The organism is Labrenzia sp. C1B70 (assembly GCF_000475395.1).
In the GTDB taxonomy this organism is placed as follows: Bacteria; Pseudomonadota; Alphaproteobacteria; order Rhizobiales; family Stappiaceae; genus Roseibium; species Roseibium algicola.
Genome location: NZ_AXCE01000002.1, coordinates 360,823 through 387,529 on the forward strand (window position 1 = coordinate 360,823; position 26,707 = coordinate 387,529).

Below are 26,707 nucleotides of genomic sequence, written 5' to 3' on the forward strand. Positions count from 1 at the left end.
AAAATGTCCCAATATGATCTCGTCGTCATCGGAACCGGTCCTGGCGGCTACGTCTGCGCGATCAAGGCTGCGCAGCTCGGCCTGAAAACGGCTGTCGTCGAAAAACGCGCAACGCTTGGCGGCACCTGCCTCAACATCGGCTGCATTCCGTCCAAGGCGCTGCTGCATGCCTCGGAAATGTTCGAGGAAGCCGGCCACGGTTTCGAAAAACTCGGCATCAAGGTCGCGAAGCCCAAGCTCGATTTGCCGGCGATGATGGAACACAAGACCGGTGTGGTCGATGCCAATGTGAACGGCGTTGCCTTCCTGATGAAGAAGAACAAGATCGACGTTCACACCGGTACCGGCAAGATCCTGGCCAAAGGCAAGGTCGAGGTTACCGATGCCGACGGCAAGGCAAGCGTACTGGAAACGAAGAACATCGTGATTGCCACCGGTTCCGACGTCATGCCGCTGCCGGGTGTCGAGATCGATGAGAAGCAGGTGGTTTCTTCCACCGGCGCTCTGGAACTGGACAAGGTGCCTGGCAAGCTGCTCGTCGTTGGTGGTGGTGTCATCGGCCTTGAGCTCGGCTCCGTCTGGAACCGTCTCGGGTCGGAAGTGACCGTGGTGGAGTTCATGGACAAGATCCTCGGCCCGATGGACGGTGACGTTTCCAAGAACTTCCAGCGCATGCTGAAAAAGCAGGGCATGGAATTCAAGTTGTCCTCCAAGGTCACGGGCGTCGAAAAGAAAGGCAAGGGCCTTGCCGTGACTGTCGAGCCGGCAAAGGGTGGCGATGCGCAGGTTCTCGAGGCCGACATCGTTCTGGTTGCCATCGGTCGCCGTCCATACACGGAAGGCCTGGGCCTTGATGGGGCAGGTGTTGCCCTGGACGAGCGCGGCCGTGTCAAGATCGACACCCACTACAAGACCAATGTCGACGGCATCTACGCCATCGGCGATGTGGTCGTCGGTCCGATGCTGGCCCACAAGGCCGAGGACGAAGGCGTTGCCGTTGCCGAAATGCTGGCAGGCCAGGCTGGTCACGTGAACTATGATGTCATCCCGGGTGTTGTCTACACCCAGCCGGAAGTCGCTTCCGTCGGCAAGACCGAGGAAGAACTGAAGGCGGCCGGCGTCGAGTACAAGACCGGCAAATTTGTCTTCTCCGCAAACGGCCGCGCGCGCGCCATGAACAAGACCGACGGCTTTGCCAAGGTTCTGGCGGACGCAAAGACCGACCGCGTGCTTGGTGTTCACATCGTCGGCTTCGGTGCCGGTGAGATGATCCACGAAGCTGCTGTCCTGATGGAGTTCGGTGGATCTTCCGAAGACCTTGCGCGCACCTGCCACGCCCACCCGACCATGTCGGAAGCGGTCAAGGAAGCAGCCCTCGGCGCATTTGCGAAGTCGATCCACGCGTAATCAACGCTTGAACGATGTCTTTTCGATATCGGTCGGGGCATCCGGTCACCGGGTGCCCCGTAACATTTTTGTTGGATCGGCCGTCCTGCGGACCGGCAGACGCCATTCAAGTTTGAAGTTATGCAAGTAAACGTAAAAAATGCCGCGCATCTGCAACTAATGCGCTAGAGTGTTGTCCTGTCAGGGGTGGTGCATTTCAACAAAAGGCAGGAGATGCTTTGCTTGAAAGGCAACGGGGCAACAATCAAAATCTGAATCTCACCCGCGGCTGGCTGCCAGTCGTTGCAGGGGGCGTATTGCCGTTGGTTTGCGGCCTGGTGTTTTTCTGGCCGGAGCGAACCATTCCCTACGTGGATGACCTCTTCTTTATTCCCTGGGCATCCGAATTTGCGCAAACGGGCCGTCACTTGAATCCGCTTCTTGCGGTCCAGTTCCCGGGGCTGGAATCCTATCATCTCCAGCCAAGGCTTCATTTCATTCTGTCCGGATGGTTTTTGAAAGCCGCGGGGATCAGCACCGCGACAATCGTCCTGTACGAATTCCTCTGTTACGTGGCGACCAGCCTGGTCTTCGTAGTGTTCTGCCTCAGATTGAACCTTCGCACCGCTGCGCTTTTCACACCGTTGATCTTTGCGCCCATGTATGTCGTTTCCGGCTTCCGGCTGGAACTGACGGGTTCATTCATCTGGATGCTCGGGCTGCTGCTGGTCCTGCCGGTTGCAGTCAGGGCAGGTACGGGTGACACACGGCAGACCGGTCCGGAAACCGTTGCCGGCGTTGCGGGTACCGCGCTTTTGGGAATTGCTCCGCTGACTGCACTGTCCATGCTTGCCTGGAGTGTTGGCGTCATTGCCGTTCTTCAGATCTGGAGGCTCAGGACGCGGCAGGCAAGCCTCGTTCGTGTGCTGAGTGAAGGCCTTGTCGCCCTCGCGATTGCCGTTGCCCTGTTTGCGGTCTCGGTGAACTTCGAGTTCGCCGAGTTCTTCCGGCAGATCGCCTATCACTCCAGCCGGTCACATGGCTCCGGCAAGTTCAATGTCGAAGCGATCTTCCGGGCTGCCATGTTTGCAGGCGTATCTTGGGTTGTTTTCCGCAAGTCCCGCACTGCCGGGATAATCGGCTTTTGCCTTGCCGCTGGACAATTCTTCGGCGCCTTCGTGCATGACCGGCCGCTGATCCGGAATCTTGCGGCCGCAATGTTGTTTCTGCTGGCGGTCGACGTGCTGTTGAAAGACCGCTGGCACTGTGTGAAGCTTGGCCTTTGCGCCGCATTGGTGCTGGCGCTTTCCTCCAACTTCATCGTTTTCTATGTGCTGTCGGAACCTTTGCCCAACAGGCAAGCGGTGGTCGAGGCCTACCGGCAGGATCTGGCGGACGGAAAGCGAGTCTTTATCGACGAAACGATGGCCCACCATTTTCTGGATCAGAAAACGTCCGGTGCCGTGTCCTGGACCTGGGGAGGTACTTTTCCCAAGGGGCGGCCGACCAGTATGGGAGACCTGAAGGAAGGCGACGTCTGGTATGTCAGCGAATATACCCTGCTCGGATACCTGAAGGGCAGGCATGACGTTGCTGAAAGGGTTTGGCCGAAGAACGACTATCCCCACGTCCTCCAGTTCTCATGCATTCTGGGCCGTCATTCCTGTAATCTGCCTGCCAAACGCTGGACAATGATGCGTCTGGAAAGGCTAGGGGGAACGGTGATGGCAACGGAACTCGGCTCAGGCACCGGACCAAGACCGATAGACGAAAGCTAGCAGCACGCTCCCTGGTGGTTGCCATCGGCACGAACGTGCATGCCGTAGGGGAGACACAGGACTGGACAAGGCTTGCCTGAAGCCGGGCAAAAAGGCTTGTCAGTGCTCCTTCAGGCAGAGGCCATGGTCGCCGAAAGCCTTCAGAACGTTGCATTCGGTCACCGTGTGGTCGCCTTCGCAGCTTGTTGCGATGCGCTTCAATTCCGCCTCCAGTTTGCGCAGGTGGGCAATCCGCTGGCGCACTGCCTTCAACTGATCTTCGGCAATCCGGTTGGCGGTTTCGCACGGTTTGTCCGGATGCTGGCTGAGGTCTATCAGGTCGCGGATGGCCGGCATTGGCAGGCCGAGGTCGCGGCAATGCTTGATGAAGCCAAGCCTTTCCAGGTCGCTGGACCGGTAGCGCCTCTGGTTGCCCTCGCTGCGGATCGGCGCTTCCAGTAGGCCTTCCTTTTCGTAATAGCGAATCGTCGGAACCTTTACGCCGGTTCGTCTTGAAAGGTCACCAATTGAAAAATCCATAAAAAGCCTCTTGAAGCTCTAGTCGCTATAGCAATTACAAGGGACAGGAACCGAAAATCAAGCGACTCGAACAAGGAGTGCATCATGGGTGCCTGTTGCGGACATTCCCACGGAACATTTGACGGAATGTCGAAGGACTATCGCCGCCGTCTCTGGCTGGTGATCGCGTTGAACGGTGGCATGTTCATCGTCGAGATGATTGCTGGCCAGGCAGCCGGCTCAAAGGCGCTGCAGGCCGACGCCCTCGATTTCTTCGGCGACGCGGTCACCTACGGCATATCATTGGCTGTCATTGGCGCATCGCTAAAGACCCGGGCCCTGGCCGCGCTTGCAAAGGGCACAAGCCTGTTTCTGATGGGCGTCTGGGTGGCTGCCACCACGCTCTATCAGGTGTTCGTGCTTGGCGTGCCGCAGGCCGCGGTGATGGGCTCCATCGGCTTTCTGGCGCTGGCCGTAAACCTTGCCAGTGTCCTGCTGCTGGTCCGATACAAGGATGGTGATGCCAATGTGCGCTCCGTCTGGCTGTGTTCGCGCAACGATGCCATAGGCAACGTCGCCGTCATGCTGGCGGCCGCCGGTGTCTGGGGAACGGCAAGCGCCTGGCCGGACCTGATTGTCGCCGGTCTCATGGCGGCTCTCTTCGTCAGTTCCTCGGTCCAGATCCTGAGCCAGGCCATAAAGGAATACCGGCACAAGACGGAGCACGAAGTGGCGGCTGAATAATTCGCCCTTTCCGGAACATGACTCAAGTGGTGGTGCTTCCCAGATGCACCACCGTTATTTCCGGAGGAACACCGAATCGGACCGGCAGGATCGAGCAGCCAAGACCTCCGGAAACGATGAGGTGGCGGGGCTCCGTTTCAAAGCCCAGGTGCCTTGCCAGCTTCGTCCCTTCCGTTTCAACGATGTGGCCATAGGCGTAGCTTTTGACGCTGCGTTTGGGAAAGGCAGGTTTGTAACCGAAACAGTTGACCTGCCCGCCATGGGTGTGACCGCTGAGCGTCAGGCTGATGCGGCCCGGCACTTCGCGGATGATGTCAGGCTCATGTGCCATCAGCAGCACGGGCGCATCGTCCGTCACCTGGGCAAGCGTGCCGGTTAGGTCATCCAAACCTTTCCAGCGGTGCCGTTTGATCTTGCGGTGCGGTCTCAGCGCCAACTGGTCGTCGACGCCGGCAAGCCAGAAAGCCTGGCCGTCCTTCTCGAACCGTTGAGCCCGGTTCTGGTAAAGGGGAATGCCGGCGTTCAGCAACGCCTGACCATATCTGGTCGGTCCACCGCCAGTCAGCTGTGCGTCCGCGTCGTCCCACCAGTCGTGATTGCCGAGAATGGCGTGGGTCCCGAGCGGGGCCGACAGATCACCGAAAAGATCAGCCCACGCCTGTGGCGGGATCGGGTCGTATTGCCATTTGTGGCTGGCCACATAGTCGCCCAGCATCAGGATGATGTCGGGCTTCAGAGCATTGGTCTGCCGGACGATGGAGCGAACCCGCTCCAGTCCCATCCAGGGATCGCAGACATGCGGGTCGGCTATCAGCGCGGCTTTCAGGTTCAGCCCTGTGGGCCATCGTGGAGGCGTCAGGTGATAATGCTTCAGGCTGAGCCGAAAAGGCTCAACGCCAATCGCATAGGCAGGAGCGGAAACGGCACCCAGCATTGCGATGCCACAGGTTTGCAGGAAACGGCGTCTGGAAATCATGAGACTGTATCAACCGGTTCTTCAGGATAATCGCGAGTGAACCGGGCTATTGAGGCGTCGATACGGCCCGATGAAGGCAGGTTTCAGCAGATTTCGTGCAGATGGTATTCAGCCGAAAAAAAGCCCGCTGCGGAGCAGCGGGTCTTGGTCTGGAGCTTGTTTACCGGTGGGGGTCACTCCGACACGGCTTCGCCGGTGGTCGGCTGAATTACGGTCTCGCTTACGATTGCATCGCTGAGATCGTTGGTGGCGATGGCCACATCCGAGTCGGTGTCCGGGAGGACGGGCGTTTCCGCCACTGTCATCTGTTTGGACTGGGCTGTCTTGTTCCAGCTGCATGCAGCGGCCGGTGCAATTGCAAACGCGGTTACGGCAAGGGCCGCAATGCCGGTGCTCAATAGGCGCATGTTACATCTCCGTCCGTTGGCCTGCGGTATACTTACGCAGTCTTACGTAAGGTAAGGGAAAACGGAGATCTGACAAGGAAAAAGCGAAAGGCGATTGTCGTCGCACTACCCCTGACCTGTTACTCGCGCTGGAGATTGTAGGTGGTCTCGGTTCGCGGTTCGGACAGATCGTTGACGACGTTGATCACGTGAACATCCAGAAGCTCGCCAAAGGCCCGCAATGTCAGTTGCTTGCTGCTCAAGAATCCGATCAGCAGCACCTGGATGGCACCATCTGAGCGCATTTCCCCTTTGGTCCAGCCCCACTTGCAGTCACGCGGAATGCAGGAGGTGAACGCGCGTACGCGCACATGCACCGCTTCATTCTCGCAGCGGCTTTCTACCTCGACGCGCGAGATTTCCTTCGGTTTGGCATTCGGATTGACCCAGACGCCGTCTTCGGGAAGTGGACAGTAGACGCGCTGCGCCAGCGAGGGCGCTGCCGACAGTAGAAGAAGACCGGCTGCGAGTAGTATCAGACGCATTCGTTATCTCCCGGCGAAACAGGCTGTTTCAGCAACCTAACCGTTTGTGGCGGAAGCGGCTACAACGGAGTTGGAACCAACATGGGAATCGAACGAAATTCCCCGCAAACAACAGAGACTTATCATGCAATCACTCGAAACGTCGCGGTTTCGTCTGCGCTTGCCGGAAGAACCGGACTATCCAGTCTACAAGGCGTTCTTCGAGAACGGCGAGGCCTCACACTTCTATGGTGGGCCGTCGCGCGCGGACTCTGCCTGGCGCGTGCTGGCAAACCACCTCGGCCACTGGCAACTGCGCGGCTATGGCATGTGGGTTATCGAACCGAAAACGGGCGCAGATATCATCGGCGGTTGCGGCTTCGTTTGGCCCGAAGGCTGGCCAAGACGGGAGCTGACCTGGTGGCTGATGCCCCAGGCACGCGGCACCGGTGCAGCCGTGGAAGTCTCGCAGGCGACAATCCGCCATGCTTACGAAGTCTATGGCTGGCCTCTGGTTGAAACGCATATGAAGGATGACAACGAGGCAGCAAGGGGACTGGTGCGCAAACTTGGCGGCGAGCCGATTGCGCGCGAGATGTTTCCTGATGGCAAGGAACGGACAGTCTACGGATTTCCGAAACCTGACGGATCCTAACGGCGCGGATGAGCCCTGTCGTAGGCAGACAGGAGATGGGCGCTGTCGATTTCCGTATAGATCTGCGTTGAGGCCAGACTGGCGTGGCCGAGCAGTTCCTGGATAGTCCTGAGATCTCCGCCGCCAGCCAGCAGATGTGTGGCAAAGGAATGGCGCAGGGCATGCGGGGTCGCGCTGTCCGGCAGGCCCAATGCACCGCGCAGGCGTGCCATGGCCAGCTGGATCATGCGCGGGTTCAGCGGACCGCCGCGGGCACCGAGAAACAGGGGGCCGTCGGGCGAAATCGCGTAAGGGCAAAGTTTCAGATAGTGCTCCACCGCCTGGCAGACCGCCGGCAGGATCGGGACAATCCGCTCCTTGCCGCCTTTGCCGACGACACGAAGTGTCTTCGTTCCGGTTTTGGGGGCCATGGCACCGGTCAGCGACAGAGCTTCCGAAATCCGCAGGCCGCAGCCGTACAGCAGGGTCAGGACGGCGGCGTTGCGGGCTTCCAGCCACGGTTCGCGTTCCATCGCCAGGTCTCCGCTGGTCACGTCGATGGCGTCCTTGGAGGAGACGGGTTTCGGCAGGGATCGGGCCTGCCGTGGTGGCCGCACGGCGGAAGACGCCGCGGCGTTCACTTCTCCGCGCCGCTCCAGGTACCTGAGGAACGACCGGATCCCGGCAAGGCCGCGGGCGAGCGATCGACTCTGGGCACCATCACGGCGGCGGCTTGCCAGAAAGCCTCGAAAGTCGGCCGGGCGGAGCGCTGCAATTTCCTTGAGGTCCGGCGCCCCGCCCAGATGGTTGGTCAGGAACCGCAGGAACTGGCGCAGGTCGCGTTCGTAGGCAAGCAGGGTCTTGTCGGAAAGGCGTCGCTCATCGGACAGGTGGTCAAGCCACTGGTCGATGCGGCGGTTGAGTTCCGGCCGGGCGGTGACAAGCAGCGATTCGGATTTGGAGGATGCGGCACACATGGTGCCAATGTGATGCCGGATCCCCAACGGTTCCGTTAACATCGCGCCACATGGCGGCTATTTTTCGTCAAACCGGCCGACAGATGGTCCTCCCCCCACCAGGAGGTGAACAGGACCGTCGAGATCTCCGAGCCTGATCGACTTGTCCCGCAACACGAGGCAAAAGGAATTGGAGCGTCCTGTTACCTTGGCAGGCACTGGAAACGACAACAAAAACGGCCCGGAAATCCGGGCCGTTCGTTCGTCTTAAAGGTCGGTGATCAGAGAATGCTCTGGCCGGTCTTGGCCCAATCAGCCAGGAAAGCTTCAAGGCCCTTGTCGGTCAGCGGATGCTTGACCAGGGCCTTCAGCGTTGCCGGCGGTACGGTCGCGACGTCGGCGCCGATGATGGCGCAATCCTTCACGTGGTTCGGCGTGCGGATCGACGCAGCCAGAATTTCCGTGTCGAAGCCGTAGTTGTCGTAGATCACGCGGATTTCGCGGATCAGCTCAAGCCCGTCGGCATGAATATCATCCAGACGGCCGATGAATGGCGAAATGTAGGTTGCACCGGCCTTGGCTGCGAGCAGGGCCTGGTTGGCCGAGAAGCACAGGGTGACGTTGGTCTTGGTGCCTTCTTCGGTCAGCTGCTTGCACGCCTTCAGGCCATCGAACGTCAGCGGCAGCTTGATGACCACGTTGTTTGCGATCGCGCCAAGGACGTGTGCTTCCTTCATGATCGTGTCGAAATCGGTTGCGGCCACTTCGGCGGAAACATCGCCTTCGGTGATGGCGCAGATTTCTGCGATGACTTCCTTGAAGTCCCGACCGGACTTTGCGATCAGCGAGGGGTTGGTGGTGACACCGTCAAGGAGGCCGGTTGCTTCCAGTTCCTTGATTTCAGCCGTGTCGGCCGTATCGACGAAGAATTTCATCTGTCTTTACTCCCTGTAGGGCTACCGGAGCGTCGCCGGAAACCTGGTCCCGGCTAGCGGGACAAAACGATTGCGTGGTCAGCTGGGCTCTCTTTACCCTAGGATGATGACAAGAAGAACCCCTGATTCTCTGGTGGACGAAATTTTTGCGGTACGTACCTCAAGAATGGCGAGGCTTGATCCCGACGACCGGACGGGCAATGTCACGCCAGGGTTCGGGCCGTGCCTGGCGCATGGTTTCGCGGCCGTTCCCGGAGCGATGAGGACCTGACACCCAGTGCTGTTCGACGATCCAGACTTCCAGGAAACCATTGCCAGCGTGCTGGTGCCGGTCGCGGTTGCGGGGGCCTATACCTACAAGGTGCCGCCCGGCCAGTCCGTGGTTCCGGGCACCATCGTCAAGGTGCCGCTCGGCCCGCGCGAGGTGATCGGCGCTGTCTGGGATATCGAGCCGGACGCGGCCATCAATCCCAAGAAACTGAAGACGATTTCCCATGTCTACGACAAGACGCCGCCGCTTGATGATGATCTGCGCCGGTTCGTCGACTGGGTAGCGAACTGGACACTTGGCGCACCGGGGATGGTGCTGCGCATGGTGTTGCGGTCCGAAGAAGCGCTGGAGCCGGAAGCGCCCGTTCCCGGTGTCCGCCGTATCGAAGGTGCCGAGCCTGATCGTCTGACGCCGGCACGCGGGCGCGTTCTGGCGACCATGGAAGACGGCTTTGCCTGGACGAAAAGCGGCCTTGCCCATGCTGCCGGCGTGTCCGCTTCCGTCATCGACGGCCTGCTTCAGCAAGATGTCCTGGAAACCGTCCTGATGCCGGCGGCTCCTCCGCCGCCGAAACCGCAACTGGACTACGCCCAAAAACCGCTGACCCCGGCGCAGCAGGCTGCGGCAGACGGCCTGACGGCCTGTTTCGGCAAGGGTGGGGCAGTTGCCCTGATCGACGGTGTCACCGGCTCGGGCAAGACGGAAGTCTATTTCGAGGCGATTGCCGAAGCCTTGCGCCGGGGAAAGCAGGCGCTGGTGCTGCTGCCTGAAATCGCACTCACCGAACAGTTCCTGCGGCGCTTCGAACAACGCTTCGGGGTCTATCCGGCCGAATGGCATTCGCAGATCACGGTCAAGAAACGCTCGCGGGTCTGGCGCGGGGTGGCCTCCGGTGATGTGCGGGTGGTGATAGGGGCCCGCTCCTCGCTGTTTCTGCCGTTCAAGGAACTGGGCCTGATCATTGTGGACGAAGAACACGATGCAGCCTTCAAGCAGGATGACCGGGTGCCTTACAGCGCACGCGACATGGCTGTTGTCCGCGGCCATCTCTCCGGCTTCCCCGTTGTTCTGGCGTCGGCCACGCCATCCGTGGAAAGCATCGTCAACGCAGAGGTCGGCCGCTACAAGCTGTTTGAGCTGCCCGAACGGGCATCCGGTGCTGCCCTGCCGGACCTCATGGCCATCGATATGCGCCAGGACGGGCCGGAACGCGGACGCTGGCTGGCACCTGGCCTGGTCCACGGCATCGCCGGCACCTTCGCCGAAGGGGGGCAGTCGCTACTGTTTCTCAATCGGCGCGGTTATGCACCGCTGACCCTTTGCCGTACCTGCGGCCACAGGTTCCAATGCGCTCATTGCAGCGCCTGGCTGGTGGAGCATCGTTTTCAGAAAAAACTCGTCTGTCACCACTGCGGCCATCAGGAGCCGGTTCCCAAGGCCTGTCCGTCCTGCCAGTCGGTAGACAGTCTGGTTGCCTGCGGTCCCGGCGTGGAAAGAATCGCCGAGGAAGTGACCGAGCTCTTTCCGCAGGCGCGTGTGCTCGTGCTTTCGTCGGATATTGCCGGCGGGCCGGATCGGCTGAAGCGCGAAATGAAGATTGTCGAGGAAGGCGGGGCCGACATCGTCATCGGCACGCAGCTGGTTGCCAAGGGGCATAACTTCCCGCTGATGAAACTGGTTGGCGTGGTGGATGCGGACCTTGGCCTTGCCCATGGCGATCCGAGAGCTGCGGAAAAAACCTTCCAGCTGCTTGCCCAGGTGACAGGCCGTGCGGGCCGCGTCACCGGCGGCGGTAAGGGTTTCCTGCAGACCTACAATGCGGATCATCCCGTCATCAAGGCGCTGCTTTCAAGTGACAAGAAGGCGTTCTATCAGGCCGAGATCGAGGCAAGGCGGGCAGCAGGTCTGCCGCCGTTCGGGCGTCTTGCCGCCGTCATCGTCTCCGGACCAGACAGAGGATTTGCAGAAGGCTTCTCGAGGGCCCTTGCCCGTGCCGCACCGCCGGATCAGGCCGTCACGCTCCTTGGGCCTGCGGAAGCCGCCCTTGCCATGGTGCGCGGACGCTATCGTTTCCGCCTGCTGGCAATGGCCCCCCGCCAGTACGATCTGCAGGCCTATCTGCGGCATTGGCTGAGCATCGGCCCGAAGCCCACGAAGGGGCTGCGCCTGCAAGTGGACATCGACCCGCAGCATTTTCTCTAGGTGGTTTTTGCGTTCATCGGAAAAAGCGCCTGCCGTTCATACGAGTTCGGCGTGGGAGAATCGGGTGGAACCGCAAGGTCATTGTTTGCAATTGTGGCAACGCTGCTGACGGCAATAATCCCGCCTTCCGCGCAGCTGCGGCAAAAACGCCCTCCTAGCTTGCCCCTTTCAGCCCTGCGCAAAGGCCTTTTTGCCTGCTCTGCAGAAAACCGTCTAAAGGTTTATGACGGTGCGGAGACGTTGATCTGAAACGTTTTTTATCGACCTTTGACAAAAAACACCGAGGAATCGGCAATAACAGTCTTTAGGCGAAGTTGCACACTGAGAAACCCTGTGCTAATTGAGGCGCGGCTTTGGGGGCAGCGGTTTAACCGTCATACCTTCTGACCTTGAAATCATTCATTTTTTCAATGCTTTGCGAGCGCTAGCCGTTTCGTGGGCATGAAAAACGTCAGAGAGCACGGACCTGGTGACTGACAACGTATCTCTCGTATCCGGCGTGGCACAGCGTTATGCGTCCGCCCTTCTCGACCTCGCCGAAGGCGAAGGTGTAACGGCTGACGTGGAGCGGGATCTGACAGCTTTCGAAGGCATGCTTGCCGAAAGCGAAGATCTCGTCCGTCTCGTGAAAAGCCCGGTATTCAGTGTGGAGGAGCAGCTTGCAGCGCTTACCGCACTTCTCGACAAGGCAGGCATCAAAGGCCTGGCTGCTAATTTCGTGAAGCTGGCAGCCCGTAACCGGCGCCTCTTCGTTCTTCCCGGCATGATCAAGGCATTCCGCACCCTGCTTGCGCAAAAGCGTGGTGAGGAAACGGCTGAGGTAACCTCCGCAGCTGCCCTTTCCGACGATCATGTCGCTGCCCTGAAAGAAGCTCTCTCGGCTTCCACGGGCAAATCTGTAAACATCGTGGCAAAGGTTGATCCTGCCCTGATCGGTGGCCTCGTGGTCAAGGTCGGCTCCCGCATGATCGACACGTCGCTGCGTACCAAGCTCAATTCACTCAAGTTCGCGATGAAAGAGGTCGGCTGATGGATATTCGGGCCGCGGAAATCTCCGCAATCCTCAAGGACCAGATCAAGAGCTTTGGCCAGGAAGCCGAAGTTTCTGAAGTCGGTCAGGTGCTCTCCGTCGGTGACGGTATCGCCCGTGTTTATGGTCTGGACAAAGTCCAGGCTGGTGAAATGGTCGAATTCCCGGGTGGTATCAAGGGCATGGCCCTGAACCTGGAAACCGACAACGTTGGTGTCGTTATCTTCGGCTCCGACCGTGACATTAAAGAAGGCGACACCGTCAAGCGGACCGGCGCCATCGTGGAAGTGCCGGTCGGCAAGGGCCTCCTGGGCCGCGTTGTTGACCCGCTTGGCAACCCGATCGACGGCAAAGGCCCGATCGAGGCAACCGAAAAGCGCCGCGTGGACGTCAAGGCGCCGGGCATTCTGCCGCGCAAGTCCGTGCACGAGCCGATGTCTACCGGCCTGAAAGCCATCGACGCCCTGATCCCGGTTGGCCGTGGTCAGCGCGAGCTGGTCATCGGTGACCGTCAGACCGGCAAGACCGCGATCATTCTCGACACCTTCCTGAACCAGAAGCCGCTGCATGCTTCTGACGACGAAGACGCCAAGCTGTACTGCATTTACGTTGCTGTCGGCCAGAAGCGCTCCACCGTCGCTCAGTTCGTGAAGACCCTGGAAGACGCCGGCGCGCTGGAATACTCCATCGTCGTCGCAGCTACCGCTTCCGACGCTGCTCCGCTGCAGTTCCTGGCACCGTTTGCCGGCTGCGCGATGGGCGAGTTCTTCCGTGACAACTCCATGCACGCCGTGATCGGCTACGACGATCTGACCAAGCAGGCTGTGGCCTACCGTCAGATGTCCCTGCTGCTCCGTCGTCCGCCGGGACGTGAAGCTTTCCCGGGTGACGTTTTCTACCTGCACTCCCGTCTGCTGGAACGTGCTGCGAAGCTGAACGAAGACCATGGCAAGGGCTCTCTGACCGCACTGCCGGTTATTGAAACCCAGGGCAACGACGTGTCCGCGTTTATTCCGACCAACGTGATCTCGATCACCGACGGTCAGATCTTCCTGGAAACGGATCTGTTCTACCAGGGTATCCGCCCGGCCGTGAACGTTGGTCTGTCGGTGTCCCGCGTGGGTTCCTCCGCTCAGATCAAGGCGATGAAACAGGTTGCCGGCCCGATTAAGGGTGAACTGGCTCAGTACCGCGAAATGGCGGCCTTTGCACAGTTCGGCTCCGACCTCGACGCCACGACCCAGCGCCTCCTGAACCGTGGTGCACGTCTGACCGAACTTCTGAAGCAGCCGCAGTTCTCGCCGCTGAAGACCGAAGAACAGGTTGCAGTCATCTATGCCGGCGTGAACGGCTACCTGGATGCAATCCCGGTCAACCGCGTGAAGGACTTCGAAGAAGGCCTGCTTCTGTTCCTTCGTGGCGAGCACAAAGCGCTGCTCGACGCCATCTGGGAGAAGAAGGCACTCGACGACGAGCTGACTGGCAAGCTGAAAGCTGCCATCGACGCGTTCGCCAAGAACTTCGCTTAAGACCACGCCGGGATAAGGAGCAGGGGCGGCCATGCCGAGCCTGAAGGACTTACGAAACCGCATCGCTTCCGTTAAGGCGACGCAGAAAATCACCAAGGCCATGCAAATGGTGGCCGCGGCGAAGCTGCGTCGTGCTCAGGAAGCTGCGGAGGCCGCTCGCCCCTATGCGGAACGCATGGGTGCGGTGCTGGCCAACCTCGCGGTGGCCTTCGAGGGGCGCGACGACGCTCCGAAGCTCATGTCCGGCACCGGCAATGACCAGGTTCATCTCCTGCTCGTTGCCACGGCCGAACGTGGGCTGTGTGGGGGCTTCAACACCAACATTGCAAAGCTTGCGCGTGAAAAAGCGCGCAGCCTGCTGAAGCAGGGCAAGACGGTCAAGATCATCTGTGTCGGCAAGAAGGGCTACGACGCTCTGAAGCGCGAGCTCGGCCAGCACATCATCAAGACCATCGACCTGCGCAGTGTTAAGAACGTTGGCTTCAACAACGCGGACGACATCGGCCGCGAAGTGCTCTCCATGTACGACAATGGCGAGTTCGACGTTTGCACGCTGTTCTATTCGACTTTCAAATCCGTGATCGCGCAGGAACCGACTGCAACTCAGCTGATCCCGGCCCATTTCGAGGCTGGCAGCACTGATGCAGGCGCAGGTGCCAACGCGGTTTACGAATATGAACCGGAAGAGACAGAGATCCTTGCGGATCTGCTGCCGCGCAACATCTCCGTTCAGATTTTCCGGGCACTTCTGGAAAATGCTGCGTCTGAACAGGGTGCACGTATGTCCGCAATGGACAACGCGACCCGCAACGCCGGCGAGATGATCGACAAACTGACGATCAACTACAACCGCCAGCGCCAGGCTCAGATTACGACGGAACTGATTGAAATTATCTCGGGCGCGGAAGCGCTCTAACGGGATCGAGACGAGGATTAGGGATATGGCTGACAAAAAGGTCGGACGGATCACCCAGGTCATCGGCGCCGTTGTCGACGTCAAGTTCGATGACCACCTGCCGCTGATCCTGAACGCTCTTGAAGTTGACAACCAGGGCACGCGTCTTGTGCTTGAAGTTGCTCAGCACCTTGGCGAAAACACGGTACGTACCATCGCGATGGACTCCACCGAGGGTCTGGTGCGCGGTCAGGAAGTGGTCGACACCGATGCACCGATCGTGGTGCCGGTTGGCGACGGCACCCTGGGCCGTATCATGAACGTGATCGGCGAGCCGGTCGACGAAGCCGGTGAGATCCCGCACGAAAGCAAGCGTGCGATCCACCAGGACGCTCCGGAGTTCATCGAACAGTCCACCGAAGCTGAAATCCTTGTGACGGGCATCAAGGTCGTTGACCTTCTGGCTCCGTACGCAAAGGGCGGTAAGATCGGCCTGTTCGGCGGCGCCGGCGTGGGCAAGACCGTTCTCATCATGGAACTGATCAACAACGTCGCCAAGGCGCACGGCGGTTACTCCGTGTTCGCAGGTGTTGGCGAGCGTACCCGTGAAGGTAACGACCTTTACTGGGAAATGATCGAATCCGGCGTGAACAAGGAAGGCGGCGGAGAAGGCTCCAAGGCTGCGCTGGTTTACGGCCAGATGAACGAGCCCCCGGGAGCCCGTGCACGTGTTGCTCTGACCGGTCTGACCGTTGCAGAACACTTCCGTGACCAGGGCCAGGACGTGCTGTTCTTCGTGGACAACATCTTCCGCTTTACCCAGGCAGGTTCCGAAGTGTCCGCACTTCTCGGCCGTATCCCGTCCGCTGTGGGCTACCAGCCGACGCTGGCCACCGACATGGGCGGCATGCAGGAGCGCATCACCACCACGAACAAGGGCTCGATCACGTCCGTGCAGGCCGTGTACGTTCCGGCCGATGACTTGACCGACCCGGCACCGGCTTCGACCTTTGCTCACTTGGACGCAACGACGGTTCTTAACCGCTCGATCGCTGAAAAAGGCATCTACCCGGCTGTGGATCCGCTGGACTCCACTTCCCGTATGCTTGATGCCCGCATCATCGGTGAAGAGCACTACGAAACGGCTCGTGCGGTTCAGGTTACTCTGCAGCGCTACAAGGCTCTGCAGGACATCATCGCCATCCTGGGCATGGACGAACTGTCTGAAGAAGACAAACTCACCGTTGCCCGCGCACGTAAGATCGAGCGCTTCCTGTCCCAGCCGTTCTTCGTGGCTGAAGTCTTCACCGGTTCTCCGGGCAAGCTGGTTGCCCTCGAAGACACCATCAAGGGCTTCAAGGGTCTGGTCGAAGGCGAATACGACCACCTGCCGGAAGCTGCTTTCTACATGGTTGGCTCCATCGATGAAGCCATCGAGAAAGCACAGCGCCTGGCTGCTGAAGCCGCTTGATCGGCGAATTGACCGGACGCCCGTTATCGGGCGTCCGTCTTCTTCATGCTTGATGGCTTGCCATCAGAATTAGACTGACAAGGAAGACGCCAAATGGCTGAACTTTTCCAGTTTGAGTTGGTCTCGCCGGAGCGCCAGCTCCTCTCCGAACAGGTCGCAGAGGTCGTTGTACCGGGCGCCGAAGGCGAGTTTGGCGTTCTGAAGAACCATGCCCCGTTCATCTCCACCATCCTGCCGGGCATCCTGAAGGTGCGCAGCAGCGAAAATGGTGGCTGGGACGAATATTTCGTCCGCGGTGGTTTTGCCGATGTTGCAGCAGGCGGTCTCACCGTTCTGGCCGAACAGGCCGTTCCGGTTGGCGAGATCAGCCGTGAGCAGCTCGACCAGGCAATCCAGGATGCGCAGGAAGATGTTTCCGACGCCAAGGACGATGCCTCGCGGCAGAAAGCCGAAATGACACTGGCTCAGCTCAAGGACGTCGCAGAAGCCCTCACCAAGGCCTGATACGACCCCCTCAAGCTTCATTCAATGACGCGGTCCGGCAACGGGCCGCGTTTTTTGTTCTTGGGGGAAGCGATCGGTCAAGTATGCAAGAGGCACGGTTCTGACGTGTCTGGCAGGCTACCTCTCAAACAGTCGGCTCTCGATCAGAAGGCCGAACGTCAGGCGCGAGCAAACCGCGCGACGTCTTCCTCTTCGAAGAACTTGAACCCGTTACGCCCGTTATGCTTGACCTCGTATAGCGCCATATCAGCGCGCTTTATCACTGGACGAGGATCCAGTTCCGTGCCCGTTATCGGAGAAATTCCGACGCTGACGCCAACCGAAATAATGTGATCATGGACAGCGAAAGGTGCCCCGATCTTGCGGACGATACGATCGGCTATCTCGGCTGTACTGGCGTTGCCGGAACCGGTTCCGGTCAGGATGATCCCGAATTCGTCGCCGCCGAGACGAGCGACCAGATCTGAGGACCGGACACACTCGCGCAGTCGCTGTGCGACTGTTTTAAGAAGTTCGTCACCGACATCATGACCGAAGCTGTCATTCACCGGTTTGAACTTGTCGAGATCAAGCAGCATCAGGTCGCCTGCAATGCCATTGGCCGATGCCGCATTCAGGGCTTCATCCAGCTTTGCATTGAAAAGCGTTCGGTTCGCGAGCCCGGTCAAGGTGTCATGGTGAGCGGCAAACTGGATCTTTTCAGCCGCCAGTTCACGGGACGTGACATCTTCATGCGTACCGATCCAGCCGCCCGCCGGCAAGGGCGCATGGACCGCGCTGACAATCCTGCCGTTGGGATGTTTGAACTTGGAACGGACCACTTCGCCTGCCGAAAGACGGATCATCAGATCCATGACGTGTTCCTTAACGTCGCCTTCGAATTCGCCGCGATCCTTCTCGGCCTGGATCAATTCGATGAGGCTGACACCCTCGTAAACATCGCCCTCAGGTTTGTTGAAGATTTCGATGTACTGCCGGTTCCACAATGACAGTCGGCCACGCGCATCAAAGACGCTGACCCCCTGGCGCATATTGGCGAGAATGGCTTCGAGTTCCTGCGAGCGATGCCGTGCCAGCCGTTCGTTCGCGGCAAGTTGTTCTTCCAGGTTCTTGCGGTCGGTGATGTCGTAAAAATTATGGATCAGACCACCTGACGGCAGTGGCGTGCTCCGGGTTTCGATGTACGTGCCGTTTGCTGCACGCCGTTCGAACACCTGCGATTTTTTCAGGTCGTACTTCCTAAACCGCTCCAGAGCGAGAGCCTCTGGGTCGCCAGGGCCATAGTCACCTCTTCGAGCGTTGAAGAGAAAGAAGTCGTAAAGATAAGGCCGATCTTCAATCAACTCATCAGAATATTCGAGAAGGTCACGGAACTGCTGATTGCTCGATGCGAGCCGGAGCGTTTCATCGTAGTGAACGATCCCACCCGGAAAGTTGTCGAAGATGCTTTGCAGCGTGTCGGCCTGTTGCTTGGTCTCGGTAATGTCCGTCAGGGAGACGACGACACCGTCCAGATCGAACTCCTGATCGTCGTCGATTGGCATGGCGCTCAGGCGAAGCCACTTCCTCGGATGCCCGTTGGTGGGGGAGAGACGGGCGATGACGTCCCTCAGTGATCCCGGGTCGCGGGCAGCAAGCTCCAGCGGTGCATCGCACGGACCCTTGCCTTCAAGGTCACAGCGAAGGCCAAAATCAATGTCGGTTACGTTCAACCCGACCAGCTCCCTGCCGGTCACGCCCAAGAGGTCGATCGCAGCAGGATTGGCTGACTGGATCTCGCCGGTATGTGTCAGCAGAAGAATACCTTCGCTGAGAGACTCGAGCGTTGTCCTTTGGACGGCCTCGGAATACCGCAAGACGTTCTCTGCCCGCTTGCGCTCCGAAATATCAAAGAAACTGGTGATAAGGCCGCCGCTCGGCAGAGGGATCCCACGGACTTCCAGATGTGTCCCATCGGGGCTGACGCGCTCGTAAATATGCGGTTTGGGATCATTGAAATACCTGAACCGTTCTTCCAGAAGCTTGTCCGGGTCTCCCGGACCGTAGTCTCCCCGCTTTGCCAGATATGTCGCCACCTCCAGCAACGGCGCCTTGCGATCAATAAATTCCTGCGGCAGTTGCAGAAGGCGCTGAAAATCCTTGTTGCAGACCGCAAGCCGTCTGTCGGGATCATAATAGACGAGGCCACCCGGCAGGTTGTCGAAAATGGCTTGCAGAGCGATGAGCTGCCGCTTGGTCGCGGTGACGTCGGTCAGGGAAAGGACAACGCCGTCGAGGCCATACGCATTGTCGTCGCCAATCGATTTCGCATTCAGCCGCAGCCAGACGGACTGGTCGGTCCCGCGGCGGGTCACGTTTGCAACGACGTTACAAACCTTGTCTGGATTGACCGCTGCCTGTTGCAGGGGATTGCAGCCGGAAACGTGGCCGTCTTCTTCGCATTCGATATCGAGGTCGAGATCCTGAAGCTTTTGACCTTTCATTTCCCCGACGGTGTAGCCGAGCAATGCAGCTGCTGCAGGATTGAAGGACTGGATCTGTCCGGCTCTGTTGACGAGGAGAATCCCTTCACTCAGGGATTCCAGGGTGGTGCGATGGACCGCTTCGGAATGAAGCACGGCCTGTTCGGATTGCTTGCGTTCGGTAATGTCCTGGAAGGCACCGATCAAACGGGTCGCGCGACCATCTTCGATGATGGGCCTGCCCGCGGTGCGAACCCAGATCTCACGCCCCCTGGCGGTCACGAACGGGAGTTCAAGATCCCAGGCAACGCCTTCCTTGACACTTTTGATGACGGCATCCGAGATCTGGCGACGGCAATCCGGTGCGTAGAAGGAAAGCGCCATATCGACAGTCGGAACAAAGTCGTCATCCACTTCATGGATTTCGCAGGTTTTTTCCGTCCAGGTTACTGTGTCGGTATCAATATCCACTTCCCAGCCGCCAACACCGGAAACGGCCGTGATCTCTTCCAGCAGATCGCTCTTGCGCATCGCAAGCCGTTGCTGTTCTTCGGTCGCCCGAAGGGCAGATTGCGTTTCACTCTGGGCGCGATGAGACTTCATCAGACCGAGGACGATCGATCCCATACGCTGTAATTGGCGGAGCTGTGTTTCGCTTGGCTGCCGTGGTTTGGTGTCGACGACGCAGAGTGTCCCAAGGATGTGCGTGCCATCCAGGCACAACGGCAAACCTGCATAAAAGCGTGTGTAGGGTGGACCGGCAACGAGGCTCGTATCGCGGAAGCGGGGGTCTTCAAGGGCGTTGGGAACGACCATCAACTCACGCGAGAGGATCGCCTGATCGCAAAAAGTGCCCTTTCTTGGAGTGCCGTCGACGTCTATGCCGATCTTGGCCTTGAACCAGAGGTCATCCTTCCCGACGATGGAAATGAAGGCCATCGGGGCATCGAAGATCGTGGCAAGGGTCTCCACGAGATCGTCATATTCCGGCAGGCGTTCAGAATTGAGAATCTGAAGGGTCGCCAGTGCGTCCAGGCGGTCCTGTTCGCTGTCTCCCTGCACAGGGGTCATGATGCACTGTGCCTCTCTGCCGAACGCGTCACTATCTCGGTTTTAGTTTGTTTACTCTTAGGTATAGAACTAAAACAAAGTATTAACTTTGCGAGATTGAATTAAATTGTCCATAAAGGCAGGGTTGTTTTGCGCGGTGAGGGTGATTGTATTTTAACGAAGAATCGCCTCTAGGTAATATTCAGTAAGAATATTTGCTTAGATCGAAAAAATCGCATGAAATCTTCTGTTCACGCAGAGGTTGCTCGATGTTGACATGCTTTTCGTCCAGCCTTGCGGGCTTGAAATCCAGCACGGGAAAATCCGGGCAATAAAAAACCCGGCCTGAGGGCCGGGTTTCGAGGTACGTGGTGTTCCACGGAATATCTGCTTTTTTAGTTCAAGCAGCTTGTATTCTTATGCCGCGCGGCGGAAGGACAGGCTCATGCCACCACCGGAACGGTTGCGGCGGCGCTCTTCCGGCGGGATGTAGACGATGGCGCTATGTTCGGTGCAATAGGAGACACCTGCTTCGACGCGCGTGCTGCACGGGAAGATGTAGTTACCAGAATCACCTTCTGCCCATTTGCAGCAGCCCGGGCGCGGGAGAGACAAGTCAGCCATGACGTTTTCCTTCGTTCTTCTTTTAACCAAGCGACAAAAGCGCTCGAGCATCCTCGGGAGGGAGGATCCGAACAGCTTTCGACAGGAATCGGATGTAAGCGGCGCCCGGGACGTCATCCGTTGTCCAACCCAATTGGGTGCCCTTCAGCAAGCGCAGGCATTACATAAGCGGCATGTCACAAAATTGCAATAGAATAGCTGGCAATTCCGGCCTGCACTCAGTGCATACCGGGTTAATGTAATGTTATCGTTTGGCTTTATTGCTTCGGCTTACTTTACCAGGCCAAAGGTTTAGCCTTTTGGCTCAGGCAACTTGCCTCCAGCCTGCCGAAGCGCATCGGGTGTATCAAGATCCAGTCTTGCGGCGGATCCGATCTCGACTTCGGCCACGAACCCGGGGTTTTCGCCAATGATGTGGCGTGCTCCAACGTCGCCGCTCAAGGATTTCAGGGCTTCGAAGAAGCGTCGGTCCCACAAGACCGGATTGCCCCGTTTCCCATCCGCCGTTGCGGTGACGATCAGACTGTTGTCGTTTTCGCGGTAAGTGCCGATCAGCCTCTTCAGAACATCGCTGCCGATGCGTGGCATGTCGCCCAGAAGAACGATCACCGCATCGGTATCTGCGGCGAGAGCATTCATGCCGGTGCGGATGGACCCGGCCATGCCGTCTGCAAAATCCGGGTTGTGCACCAGCGTAACATCCAGATCTTCGACCTGAGCGCCGACTTCTTCAGCCAGATGCCCGGTTACCAGAACGGTCTGTGACAGACCGGCGCCGGCGGCAGCTTCCGCGGCATGCCGGATCAGGGTCTTGCCGTCCAGCGTCGCAAGCAGCTTGTTCGGACCGCCCATGCGGGACGACTTGCCTGCGCCAAGGATCAGTGCCGCGATCCTGGCAGCTTCGCCCTTGCGTTTGCCTTCGCGGGGCTGCGGCCGTGTCCCGATTTCCATCAAGAGGCCTCCAACACCCATCGCGGTAATGTCGTCGGGGTGAACTTCCAGTCCGGCAAGCAGGCGGTCCAGAACCCAGTCGAAACCGTTCTCCTTCGGGCTTCGGGCGCAGCCCGGTGCGCCCAGCACGGGAATGCCGTCGAGACTTCCGAGCATCAGCAGGTTGCCGGGGTCCACCGGCATGCCCAGGTGGTGCACCGTCCCGCCGGCAAGATCCAGACCCGCAGGCAGCACGTCCTGCCTGTCGACAACGGCAGAAGCCCCGAACAGGATCAGAAAATTAGCGCCTTCTTCCTTCAGCGACCGCAAGGCTTCGGCAACGGCCTCCCTGCTGTGGGCGACCCTGTGCTCGTTCAGGACGGTTGATCCGCTCGGCAACAGCCTGTCTTCCAGCACGCGGCGGGTCTTGTCCATGGTCGAGGGCTTGAGATGCGGCAGTTGCGTTGCGACAAGGCCAACCTTGCGCGGACTGAAGCCGGCAACGCGGACTGCACCCCTGAGAGCGTTTGCGGCGGCTCCCAGTTGTTCTTCTGGAACGGCAAAGGAAATGATCTTCGCGGTTGCAACCATACGGCCGGCCAGAACCTTGCTGTAGTTCGGCAGGGTCGCAAAGGTGATGGCCGGATCAATCCGGTTGGCCGCGGTAACCGCATCCGCATCGACCACCAGGACGCCGTTGGTGGCGGCATAGAGGTTCATGCGCCCCGTAAAGGCGGTGTCGGTCTCAAGACCCGCACCTGCAGCAGCCGTGGCGAGCTGCTCAGCCGCGGCATCCTCTCCGGTGTCGCCGGGTTCTATCCGGGCAACCATGAGGCTGTCGATGCCGGCGGCGGCAATCTCGGCGCAGTCTTGTCCCGTCAGGCGGCGGCCTTTTTTCAGCACACGCTTCGGCAGGGCTGTCCGGTGCGCGAGAATACAGCCTTCGGCATCTTCCGGCGGACAAGGGCCGAATATCATGCGGCAGCTCCCGGAGCGGTCCGTAACGCCTTGATGATGGCGCCCAGCACGGCCACCGCAATTTCCTCCGGCGAAGCTGCTCCGATATCGAGACCGATCGGAGCATCGATCCGGTCAAACAGCTCAGGTGCCAGGCCGGCTTCGGTAAAGCGTTCCAGACGCTTGCCGTGGGTCTTGCGGCTGCCGAGCGCCCCGACATAGAAACATCCCGTCTTCAGCGCTTCCATCAGGGGGAAGTCATCTATCTTCGGATCATGAGTGACAGCGGCAACGGCCGTGAAGGCATCAAGGGGCGCATCCTTCAAGACCTCTTCGGGCCAGTCCGCCTTGAGTGTGCTTCCGGGAAAGCGGTCTTCGGTGGCAAAGGCCGTGCGCGGATCAATGACGGTCACATCAAGCCCCGCAATCTCCGCCATCGGAACAAGCGCCTGGCTGATGTGCACTGCGCCGATGATGACCAGGCGCGGCGCAGGCAAGGATACGTTCAGGAAGACTTCGCCACTTTCTCCGGTGATCATGCCGGATTTACCTGAGCGGAAACGCCTTGCAAGTTCCTCAGCCAGGGGATCGCCGGAAAAATCGTCGGATTTGCGGACGAGGCGTTGCTGCCCGTCCACCATGTCGGTCACCAGGATCGCCGCACGGCGCGCGGCACGGTCCTTGTTGAGGTCACTTAGCAGGGAAAAGTCCATGGTCTATGCGCGGTCCGTTGCCAGTTTCAATCCAAGTCCCACCAGAAGCGATCCTCCAAGCCAGCGAGTGAGGCTCTGGAACTTCGATGTCCTGGTCAGCCGCTTTTTCACTTGGCTTGCAAAAAGAACGGTGACGATATCTGCCGAGGTGAAAGCGAAGTTGACGAACGTTCCCAGGATCAGAAACTGCGCCCAGATCGGCAGGCTTGCGTCAGAGGTGACGAACTGAGGCAGGAAGGCGATGAAGAAGATGGCGACCTTGGGATTGAGAACCTCCACCAGCACGCTGTCTGCAAAGGCCCGTTTCTCGGATTTTTGGGGCAGATTGGGTGTCGGTCCGGCCACTACGCGGGTCCGGATCATCTGGATGCCGAGAAAGATCAGGTAAAGCCCGCCAACCAGCTTCAGCGCAAAATAGAGTGTCGGTACGACACTGAAGATAGCCGACAGGCCAAAGGCCGCGGCAAAGACATGCACATAACAGCCCAGGTGAATACCCGCGGCAGCCATGAAACCGGCCCGCTGTCCGCGGGCGATCGTCTGTGCGGCGGTATAAAGCAGGGCCGGGCCAGGCATATAGGCAAAAAGAGCCGTAGCGGCGACGAAGGCAAGCAGGGTTTCCGTGGTCATCGAGATCAGGTCCGGGATCAGGTGACGGGTTCGACGTAGACGCGAATGCGGCCGCCGCATGAAAGGCCGACACGCCAGGCTGTCTCATCGGCAACGCCAAATTCCAGCGTGGTCGGCTTGCCGGTCTCGATGACGTCGATTGCCTCGGACACCACCGCCCCTTCGACACAGCCGCCGGAGACGGAGCCTTCGAAGTTGCCTTCGGCATCAATGACAAGATGGGACCCGACCGGGCGTGGCGCGGAACCCCAGGTCTCGACCACGGTCGCCAGTGCAACGGAACGTCCCGCACCGCGCCAGCTTTCGGCTGTCTTCAAAACGTCGGGAATGGAAGTCGTCTCTGTGGCCGTCATGAGGTCGCCCCTTCAAGGTAGGACCTTCAATATAGATCTTTCTGAATTTGATGAAAGAGAGCAGGCGAGGGAAAGCAAGCGCAGCATCACCCTGTGCTCCTCGCGCCAACGGCGGACGTTCTCAGCGATCATCCATCCGGCGCGACGTCGTGATCGGGAAGCACAAGAGCGTTGTCTACCCATGAAAAAACGGCTCCTCGAGGGGGAGGAGCCGTTCAGGTTTTGCGGGGTATTATTTTCGGGCTTATTCGGCAGCCATACGCACGGCGGGAGCGGCATTCAGCACGGCACCGTCGACATGGGCTTCAAAGGTCGCGAAGTTCTTGACGAACATTTGCACCAGCTTGGCGGCCTGAACGTCATAGGCATCCTTGTCCGTCCAGGTTTCGCGCGGGGTCAGGATCGTATCGTCGACACCTTCGACGGAAACCGGCACATCGAAGCCGAAGTTCGCATCGGTGCGGAACTCGGCGTCCTTCAGGCTGCCGTTCAGTGCGGAAGTGAGCAGCGTGCGGGTGGCCTTGATCGGCATGCGCTGCCCGGTGCCGTATGCACCGCCGGTCCAGCCGGTGTTGACCAGCCAGCAATCCACATTGTGCTTGGCAATGAGGTCCTTCAACAGGTTGCCGTATTCGGACGGATGCCTCGGCAGGAACGGCGCGCCGAAGCAGGTCGAGAAGGTCGCCTGCGGCTCGGTAACACCCTTTTCCGTGCCGGCCACCTTGGCGGTGTACCCGGACAGGAAGTGATACATTGCCTGGGCTGGTGTCAGACGCGCGATCGGCGGCATGACGCCGAAGGCATCGGCCGTCAGCATGATGATGGTCTTCGGCATCGGCGCGCAGCCGGTGTCGCTGGCATTGGAGATGAAGTGGATCGGGTAGGCAGCACGGGTGTTTTCGGTTTTCGAACCGTCGTCGAAATCCGGCACCCGGTTCTCGTCCAGAACCACGTTTTCCAGAACAGTGCCGAAGCGCTGGGTGGTGGAGTAGATCTCCGGCTCGGCTTCAGCGGAAAGCTTGATGGTCTTGGCGTAGCAGCCGCCTTCGAAGTTGAAGACGCCGCTTTCACCCCAGCCGTGCTCGTCGTCGCCGATCAGCGTGCGGGACGGGTCGGCGGAGAGCGTGGTCTTGCCTGTGCCGGACAGGCCAAAGAACACTGCGGTATCGCCTGCATCGCCCAAGTTCGCCGAGCAGTGCATGGACATGACGCCCTTTGCCGGCAGCAGGTGGTTCAGCATGGTGAAGACGGACTTCTTCATTTCGCCTGCATAGGAGGTTCCGCCGATCAGGACGATCTTGCGGGTCAGGTCGCAGGCGATCACGGTTTCTGTCCGGCAGCCGTAGCGTTCCGGATCCGCCTTGAAGCTTGGCAGATCGATAATTGTCATGTCCGGCGCAAAGCCTTCCAGCTCGGAACTCTCGGGCCTTAGAAGGAGGTTGCGGATGAACAGCGAATGCCAGGCATATTCCGTATAGACGCGTACAGGCAGGCGATGGGTCTTGTCAGCGCCGCCGTAAAGGTCCTGTGCGAACAGCTCCATGCCCTCGGCGTGCGCGAGGAAATCGGACAGCAGCAGGTCGAAATTGGCTTTCGACATCTGGGCGTTGTTGTCCCACCACACGGTGTCGCGGGTCTCGTCGTCCAGAACCACGAACTTGTCTTTCGGCGAGCGGCCGGTGTGAACACCGGTTTCGGCAACAATCGCGCCGCCGGCAGCTAGCTTTGCTTCGCCGCGGGAGAGGGAATATTCATAAAGAGCAGGCTCGTTCTGGTTCCAATAGAGCGCTTTCAGGCCTTTGAAGCCGAAAGTTTCGCAACCAATTGAGGGATTCCTGACACCTACTTCTTGCATGTTCCCGCAGTCCTCGTGATGGGGGCTAGTTTTGTCACGGCCGGAGAAAGTTAAGAAAAGCTAAATCTGGCTGTGAGGGCTGCGAACGTAGTGGAATGACTAAACGGCAGCAAGACTACCAAAGGTGCTATGTAATTGTTTAATCGATTAAAAATCACCATTAAATTGCCAATGATTAATTTGGACGTCGAACTAAAATTCGAAACTTTCGGAATGTTCGAAATGTTGATTGAATCGAAAGAAAGTGCGTTCATTTCGCACTTGTAGTAGAGACTCGACTGAGCCCCGCCACCAATGTACGAGACTTGACGTTAAGTTGGTCTCTTGAAATCTTTTACAGTGATCCCCACCAATGCAGCCGGCTGGGCGGTCTTTGTGTCATGCAAGCATATCCGGAGGCGGATTGCCTTAATT

The 26,707-nt window shown here is 59.1% G+C and carries 23 protein-coding genes; 10 read left to right on the top strand and 13 right to left on the bottom strand.

Translation table 11 applies throughout. The features are described 5' to 3' along the window. Window positions 1–3 precede the first annotated feature (3 nt). Window positions 4–1,407, top strand: coding sequence for a dihydrolipoyl dehydrogenase (gene lpdA / locus Q666_RS36320; protein ID WP_031268678.1), 1,404 nt, complete (start codon window positions 4–6; stop codon window positions 1,405–1,407). Window positions 1,408–1,703: 296 nt separating this feature from the next. Further along, window positions 1,704–3,164, top strand: a complete 1,461-nt coding sequence (locus Q666_RS36325; protein WP_152533254.1) for a hypothetical protein — start codon at window positions 1,704–1,706, stop codon at window positions 3,162–3,164. 99 nt (window positions 3,165–3,263) lie between these two features. Here the strand turns inward: Q666_RS36325 and Q666_RS36330 are convergent, their stop codons facing one another. Continuing rightward, on the bottom strand, window positions 3,264–3,683 hold the full coding sequence (locus Q666_RS36330) for a helix-turn-helix domain-containing protein (RefSeq protein WP_022999007.1): 420 nt from the start codon (window positions 3,681–3,683) through the stop codon (window positions 3,264–3,266). Window positions 3,684–3,767: 84 nt separating this feature from the next. On the opposite strand from Q666_RS36330, the gene Q666_RS36335 reads away from it, so the two are divergent. Continuing rightward, window positions 3,768–4,406 (top strand): cation transporter, encoded by a 639-nt coding sequence (locus Q666_RS36335; protein ID WP_031268677.1) that lies wholly within the window; start codon window positions 3,768–3,770, stop codon window positions 4,404–4,406. A 22-nt stretch (window positions 4,407–4,428) separates the two neighbouring features. Here Q666_RS36335 and Q666_RS36340 read toward each other — a convergent pair whose 3' ends face one another. The 3 genes from Q666_RS36340 to Q666_RS36350 form a co-directional block, all read right to left on the bottom strand. Further along, window positions 4,429–5,382 (bottom strand): metallophosphoesterase, encoded by a 954-nt coding sequence (locus Q666_RS36340; protein ID WP_022999005.1) that lies wholly within the window; start codon window positions 5,380–5,382, stop codon window positions 4,429–4,431. 173 nt (window positions 5,383–5,555) lie between these two features. Further along, window positions 5,556–5,789: a hypothetical protein gene (locus Q666_RS36345; protein WP_139314047.1), complete on the bottom strand. Its 234-nt coding sequence runs from the start codon at window positions 5,787–5,789 to the stop codon at window positions 5,556–5,558. A 119-nt stretch (window positions 5,790–5,908) separates the two neighbouring features. Beyond that, complete coding sequence (locus Q666_RS36350) at window positions 5,909–6,313, bottom strand: hypothetical protein (RefSeq protein WP_022999003.1); 405 nt, start codon at window positions 6,311–6,313, stop codon at window positions 5,909–5,911. Window positions 6,314–6,437: 124 nt separating this feature from the next. On the opposite strand from Q666_RS36350, the gene Q666_RS36355 reads away from it, so the two are divergent. After that, window positions 6,438–6,947: a GNAT family N-acetyltransferase gene (locus Q666_RS36355; protein ID WP_022999002.1), complete on the top strand. Its 510-nt coding sequence runs from the start codon at window positions 6,438–6,440 to the stop codon at window positions 6,945–6,947. Here Q666_RS36355 and Q666_RS36360 read toward each other — a convergent pair. Then, window positions 6,944–7,903, bottom strand: a complete 960-nt coding sequence (locus Q666_RS36360; RefSeq protein WP_023014437.1) for a tyrosine recombinase XerC — start codon at window positions 7,901–7,903, stop codon at window positions 6,944–6,946. The two genes, Q666_RS36355 and Q666_RS36360, sit on opposite strands and share 4 nt — an antisense overlap. Before the next feature lie 260 nt (window positions 7,904–8,163). Further along, window positions 8,164–8,817 carry a fructose-6-phosphate aldolase gene (gene fsa, locus Q666_RS36365; protein ID WP_022999000.1) on the bottom strand — a complete coding sequence of 218 codons (654 nt, stop codon included), beginning with the start codon at window positions 8,815–8,817 and terminating at the stop codon, window positions 8,164–8,166. Between the two features lie 277 nt (window positions 8,818–9,094). Here fsa and Q666_RS36370 point away from each other — a divergent pair, with 277 nt between their 5' ends. The 6 genes from Q666_RS36370 to Q666_RS36400 all read left to right on the top strand — a co-directional run bounded on the left by Q666_RS36370 (window position 9,095) and on the right by Q666_RS36400 (window position 16,719). After that, entirely contained in the window at window positions 9,095–11,290 is a 2,196-nt protein-coding gene (locus tag Q666_RS36370) for a primosomal protein N' (RefSeq protein WP_022998999.1), read from the top strand. A gap of 469 nt (window positions 11,291–11,759) precedes the next feature. Then, complete coding sequence (locus Q666_RS36380) at window positions 11,760–12,320, top strand: F0F1 ATP synthase subunit delta (RefSeq protein ID WP_022998997.1); 561 nt, start codon at window positions 11,760–11,762, stop codon at window positions 12,318–12,320. Further along, window positions 12,320–13,849, top strand: a complete 1,530-nt coding sequence (gene atpA / locus Q666_RS36385; RefSeq protein WP_022998996.1) for a F0F1 ATP synthase subunit alpha — start codon at window positions 12,320–12,322, stop codon at window positions 13,847–13,849. The genes Q666_RS36380 and atpA overlap by 1 nt, the downstream gene beginning before the upstream one ends. Before the next feature lie 31 nt (window positions 13,850–13,880). Next, entirely contained in the window at window positions 13,881–14,765 is an 885-nt protein-coding gene (locus Q666_RS36390; protein ID WP_023014438.1) for a F0F1 ATP synthase subunit gamma, read from the top strand. A 16-nt stretch (window positions 14,766–14,781) separates the two neighbouring features. Further along, complete coding sequence (gene atpD, locus Q666_RS36395; protein WP_173013971.1) at window positions 14,782–16,215, top strand: F0F1 ATP synthase subunit beta; 1,434 nt, start codon at window positions 14,782–14,784, stop codon at window positions 16,213–16,215. A gap of 93 nt (window positions 16,216–16,308) precedes the next feature. Then, the gene (locus Q666_RS36400) at window positions 16,309–16,719 is read left to right on the top strand and encodes a F0F1 ATP synthase subunit epsilon (protein WP_022998993.1); all 411 of its coding nucleotides are present in this window, start codon (window positions 16,309–16,311) and stop codon (window positions 16,717–16,719) included. Between the two features lie 158 nt (window positions 16,720–16,877). Here the strand turns inward: Q666_RS36400 and Q666_RS36405 are convergent, their stop codons facing one another. From Q666_RS36405 to Q666_RS36440, 7 genes are all read right to left on the bottom strand, one after another. Continuing rightward, complete coding sequence (locus tag Q666_RS36405) at window positions 16,878–20,252, bottom strand: PAS-domain containing protein (RefSeq protein ID WP_022998992.1); 3,375 nt, start codon at window positions 20,250–20,252, stop codon at window positions 16,878–16,880. A gap of 396 nt (window positions 20,253–20,648) precedes the next feature. Next, window positions 20,649–20,855: a hypothetical protein gene (locus Q666_RS36410; RefSeq protein WP_022998990.1), complete on the bottom strand. Its 207-nt coding sequence runs from the start codon at window positions 20,853–20,855 to the stop codon at window positions 20,649–20,651. 291 nt (window positions 20,856–21,146) lie between these two features. Further along, window positions 21,147–22,763: a molybdopterin-binding/glycosyltransferase family 2 protein gene (locus tag Q666_RS36420; protein WP_022998988.1), complete on the bottom strand. Its 1,617-nt coding sequence runs from the start codon at window positions 22,761–22,763 to the stop codon at window positions 21,147–21,149. Next, on the bottom strand, window positions 22,760–23,455 hold the full coding sequence (locus Q666_RS36425; RefSeq protein WP_022998987.1) for an XdhC family protein: 696 nt from the start codon (window positions 23,453–23,455) through the stop codon (window positions 22,760–22,762). The genes Q666_RS36420 and Q666_RS36425 overlap by 4 nt, the downstream gene beginning before the upstream one ends. 3 nt (window positions 23,456–23,458) lie before the next feature. Then, window positions 23,459–24,085 (bottom strand): LysE family translocator, encoded by a 627-nt coding sequence (locus tag Q666_RS36430; protein ID WP_022998986.1) that lies wholly within the window; start codon window positions 24,083–24,085, stop codon window positions 23,459–23,461. 17 nt (window positions 24,086–24,102) lie between these two features. Further along, complete coding sequence (locus Q666_RS36435) at window positions 24,103–24,438, bottom strand: XdhC family protein (RefSeq protein ID WP_022998985.1); 336 nt, start codon at window positions 24,436–24,438, stop codon at window positions 24,103–24,105. 244 nt (window positions 24,439–24,682) lie between these two features. Then, window positions 24,683–26,293, bottom strand: coding sequence for a phosphoenolpyruvate carboxykinase (locus Q666_RS36440; protein ID WP_022998984.1), 1,611 nt, complete (start codon window positions 26,291–26,293; stop codon window positions 24,683–24,685). Between the last annotated feature and the right edge of the window lie 414 nt (window positions 26,294–26,707).

Bases quoted from the DNA above. Each gene is read 5' to 3' on its own strand.
- lpdA (WP_031268678.1), top strand. From the start codon at position 4: ATGTCCCAATATGATCTCGTCGTCATCGGAACCGGTCCTGGCGGCTAC.
- Q666_RS36330 (WP_022999007.1), bottom strand. From the start codon at position 3,683: ATGGATTTTTCAATTGGTGACCTTTCAAGACGAACCGGCGTAAAGGTT.
- Q666_RS36335 (WP_031268677.1), top strand. From the start codon at position 3,768: ATGGGTGCCTGTTGCGGACATTCCCACGGAACATTTGACGGAATGTCG.
- Q666_RS36340 (WP_022999005.1), bottom strand. From the start codon at position 5,382: ATGATTTCCAGACGCCGTTTCCTGCAAACCTGTGGCATCGCAATGCTG.
- Q666_RS36345 (WP_139314047.1), bottom strand. From the start codon at position 5,789: ATGCGCCTATTGAGCACCGGCATTGCGGCCCTTGCCGTAACCGCGTTT.
- Q666_RS36350 (WP_022999003.1), bottom strand. From the start codon at position 6,313: ATGCGTCTGATACTACTCGCAGCCGGTCTTCTTCTACTGTCGGCAGCG.
- Q666_RS36355 (WP_022999002.1), top strand. From the start codon at position 6,438: ATGCAATCACTCGAAACGTCGCGGTTTCGTCTGCGCTTGCCGGAAGAA.
- Q666_RS36360 (WP_023014437.1), bottom strand. From the start codon at position 7,903: ATGTGTGCCGCATCCTCCAAATCCGAATCGCTGCTTGTCACCGCCCGG.
- fsa (WP_022999000.1), bottom strand. From the start codon at position 8,817: ATGAAATTCTTCGTCGATACGGCCGACACGGCTGAAATCAAGGAACTG.
- atpA (WP_022998996.1), top strand. From the start codon at position 12,320: ATGGATATTCGGGCCGCGGAAATCTCCGCAATCCTCAAGGACCAGATC.
- Q666_RS36390 (WP_023014438.1), top strand. From the start codon at position 13,881: ATGCCGAGCCTGAAGGACTTACGAAACCGCATCGCTTCCGTTAAGGCG.
- Q666_RS36400 (WP_022998993.1), top strand. From the start codon at position 16,309: ATGGCTGAACTTTTCCAGTTTGAGTTGGTCTCGCCGGAGCGCCAGCTC.
- Q666_RS36405 (WP_022998992.1), bottom strand. From the start codon at position 20,252: ATGACCCCTGTGCAGGGAGACAGCGAACAGGACCGCCTGGACGCACTG.
- Q666_RS36410 (WP_022998990.1), bottom strand. From the start codon at position 20,855: ATGGCTGACTTGTCTCTCCCGCGCCCGGGCTGCTGCAAATGGGCAGAA.
- Q666_RS36420 (WP_022998988.1), bottom strand. From the start codon at position 22,763: ATGATATTCGGCCCTTGTCCGCCGGAAGATGCCGAAGGCTGTATTCTC.
- Q666_RS36425 (WP_022998987.1), bottom strand. From the start codon at position 23,455: ATGGACTTTTCCCTGCTAAGTGACCTCAACAAGGACCGTGCCGCGCGC.
- Q666_RS36430 (WP_022998986.1), bottom strand. From the start codon at position 24,085: ATGACCACGGAAACCCTGCTTGCCTTCGTCGCCGCTACGGCTCTTTTT.
- Q666_RS36435 (WP_022998985.1), bottom strand. From the start codon at position 24,438: ATGACGGCCACAGAGACGACTTCCATTCCCGACGTTTTGAAGACAGCC.
- Q666_RS36440 (WP_022998984.1), bottom strand. From the start codon at position 26,293: ATGCAAGAAGTAGGTGTCAGGAATCCCTCAATTGGTTGCGAAACTTTC.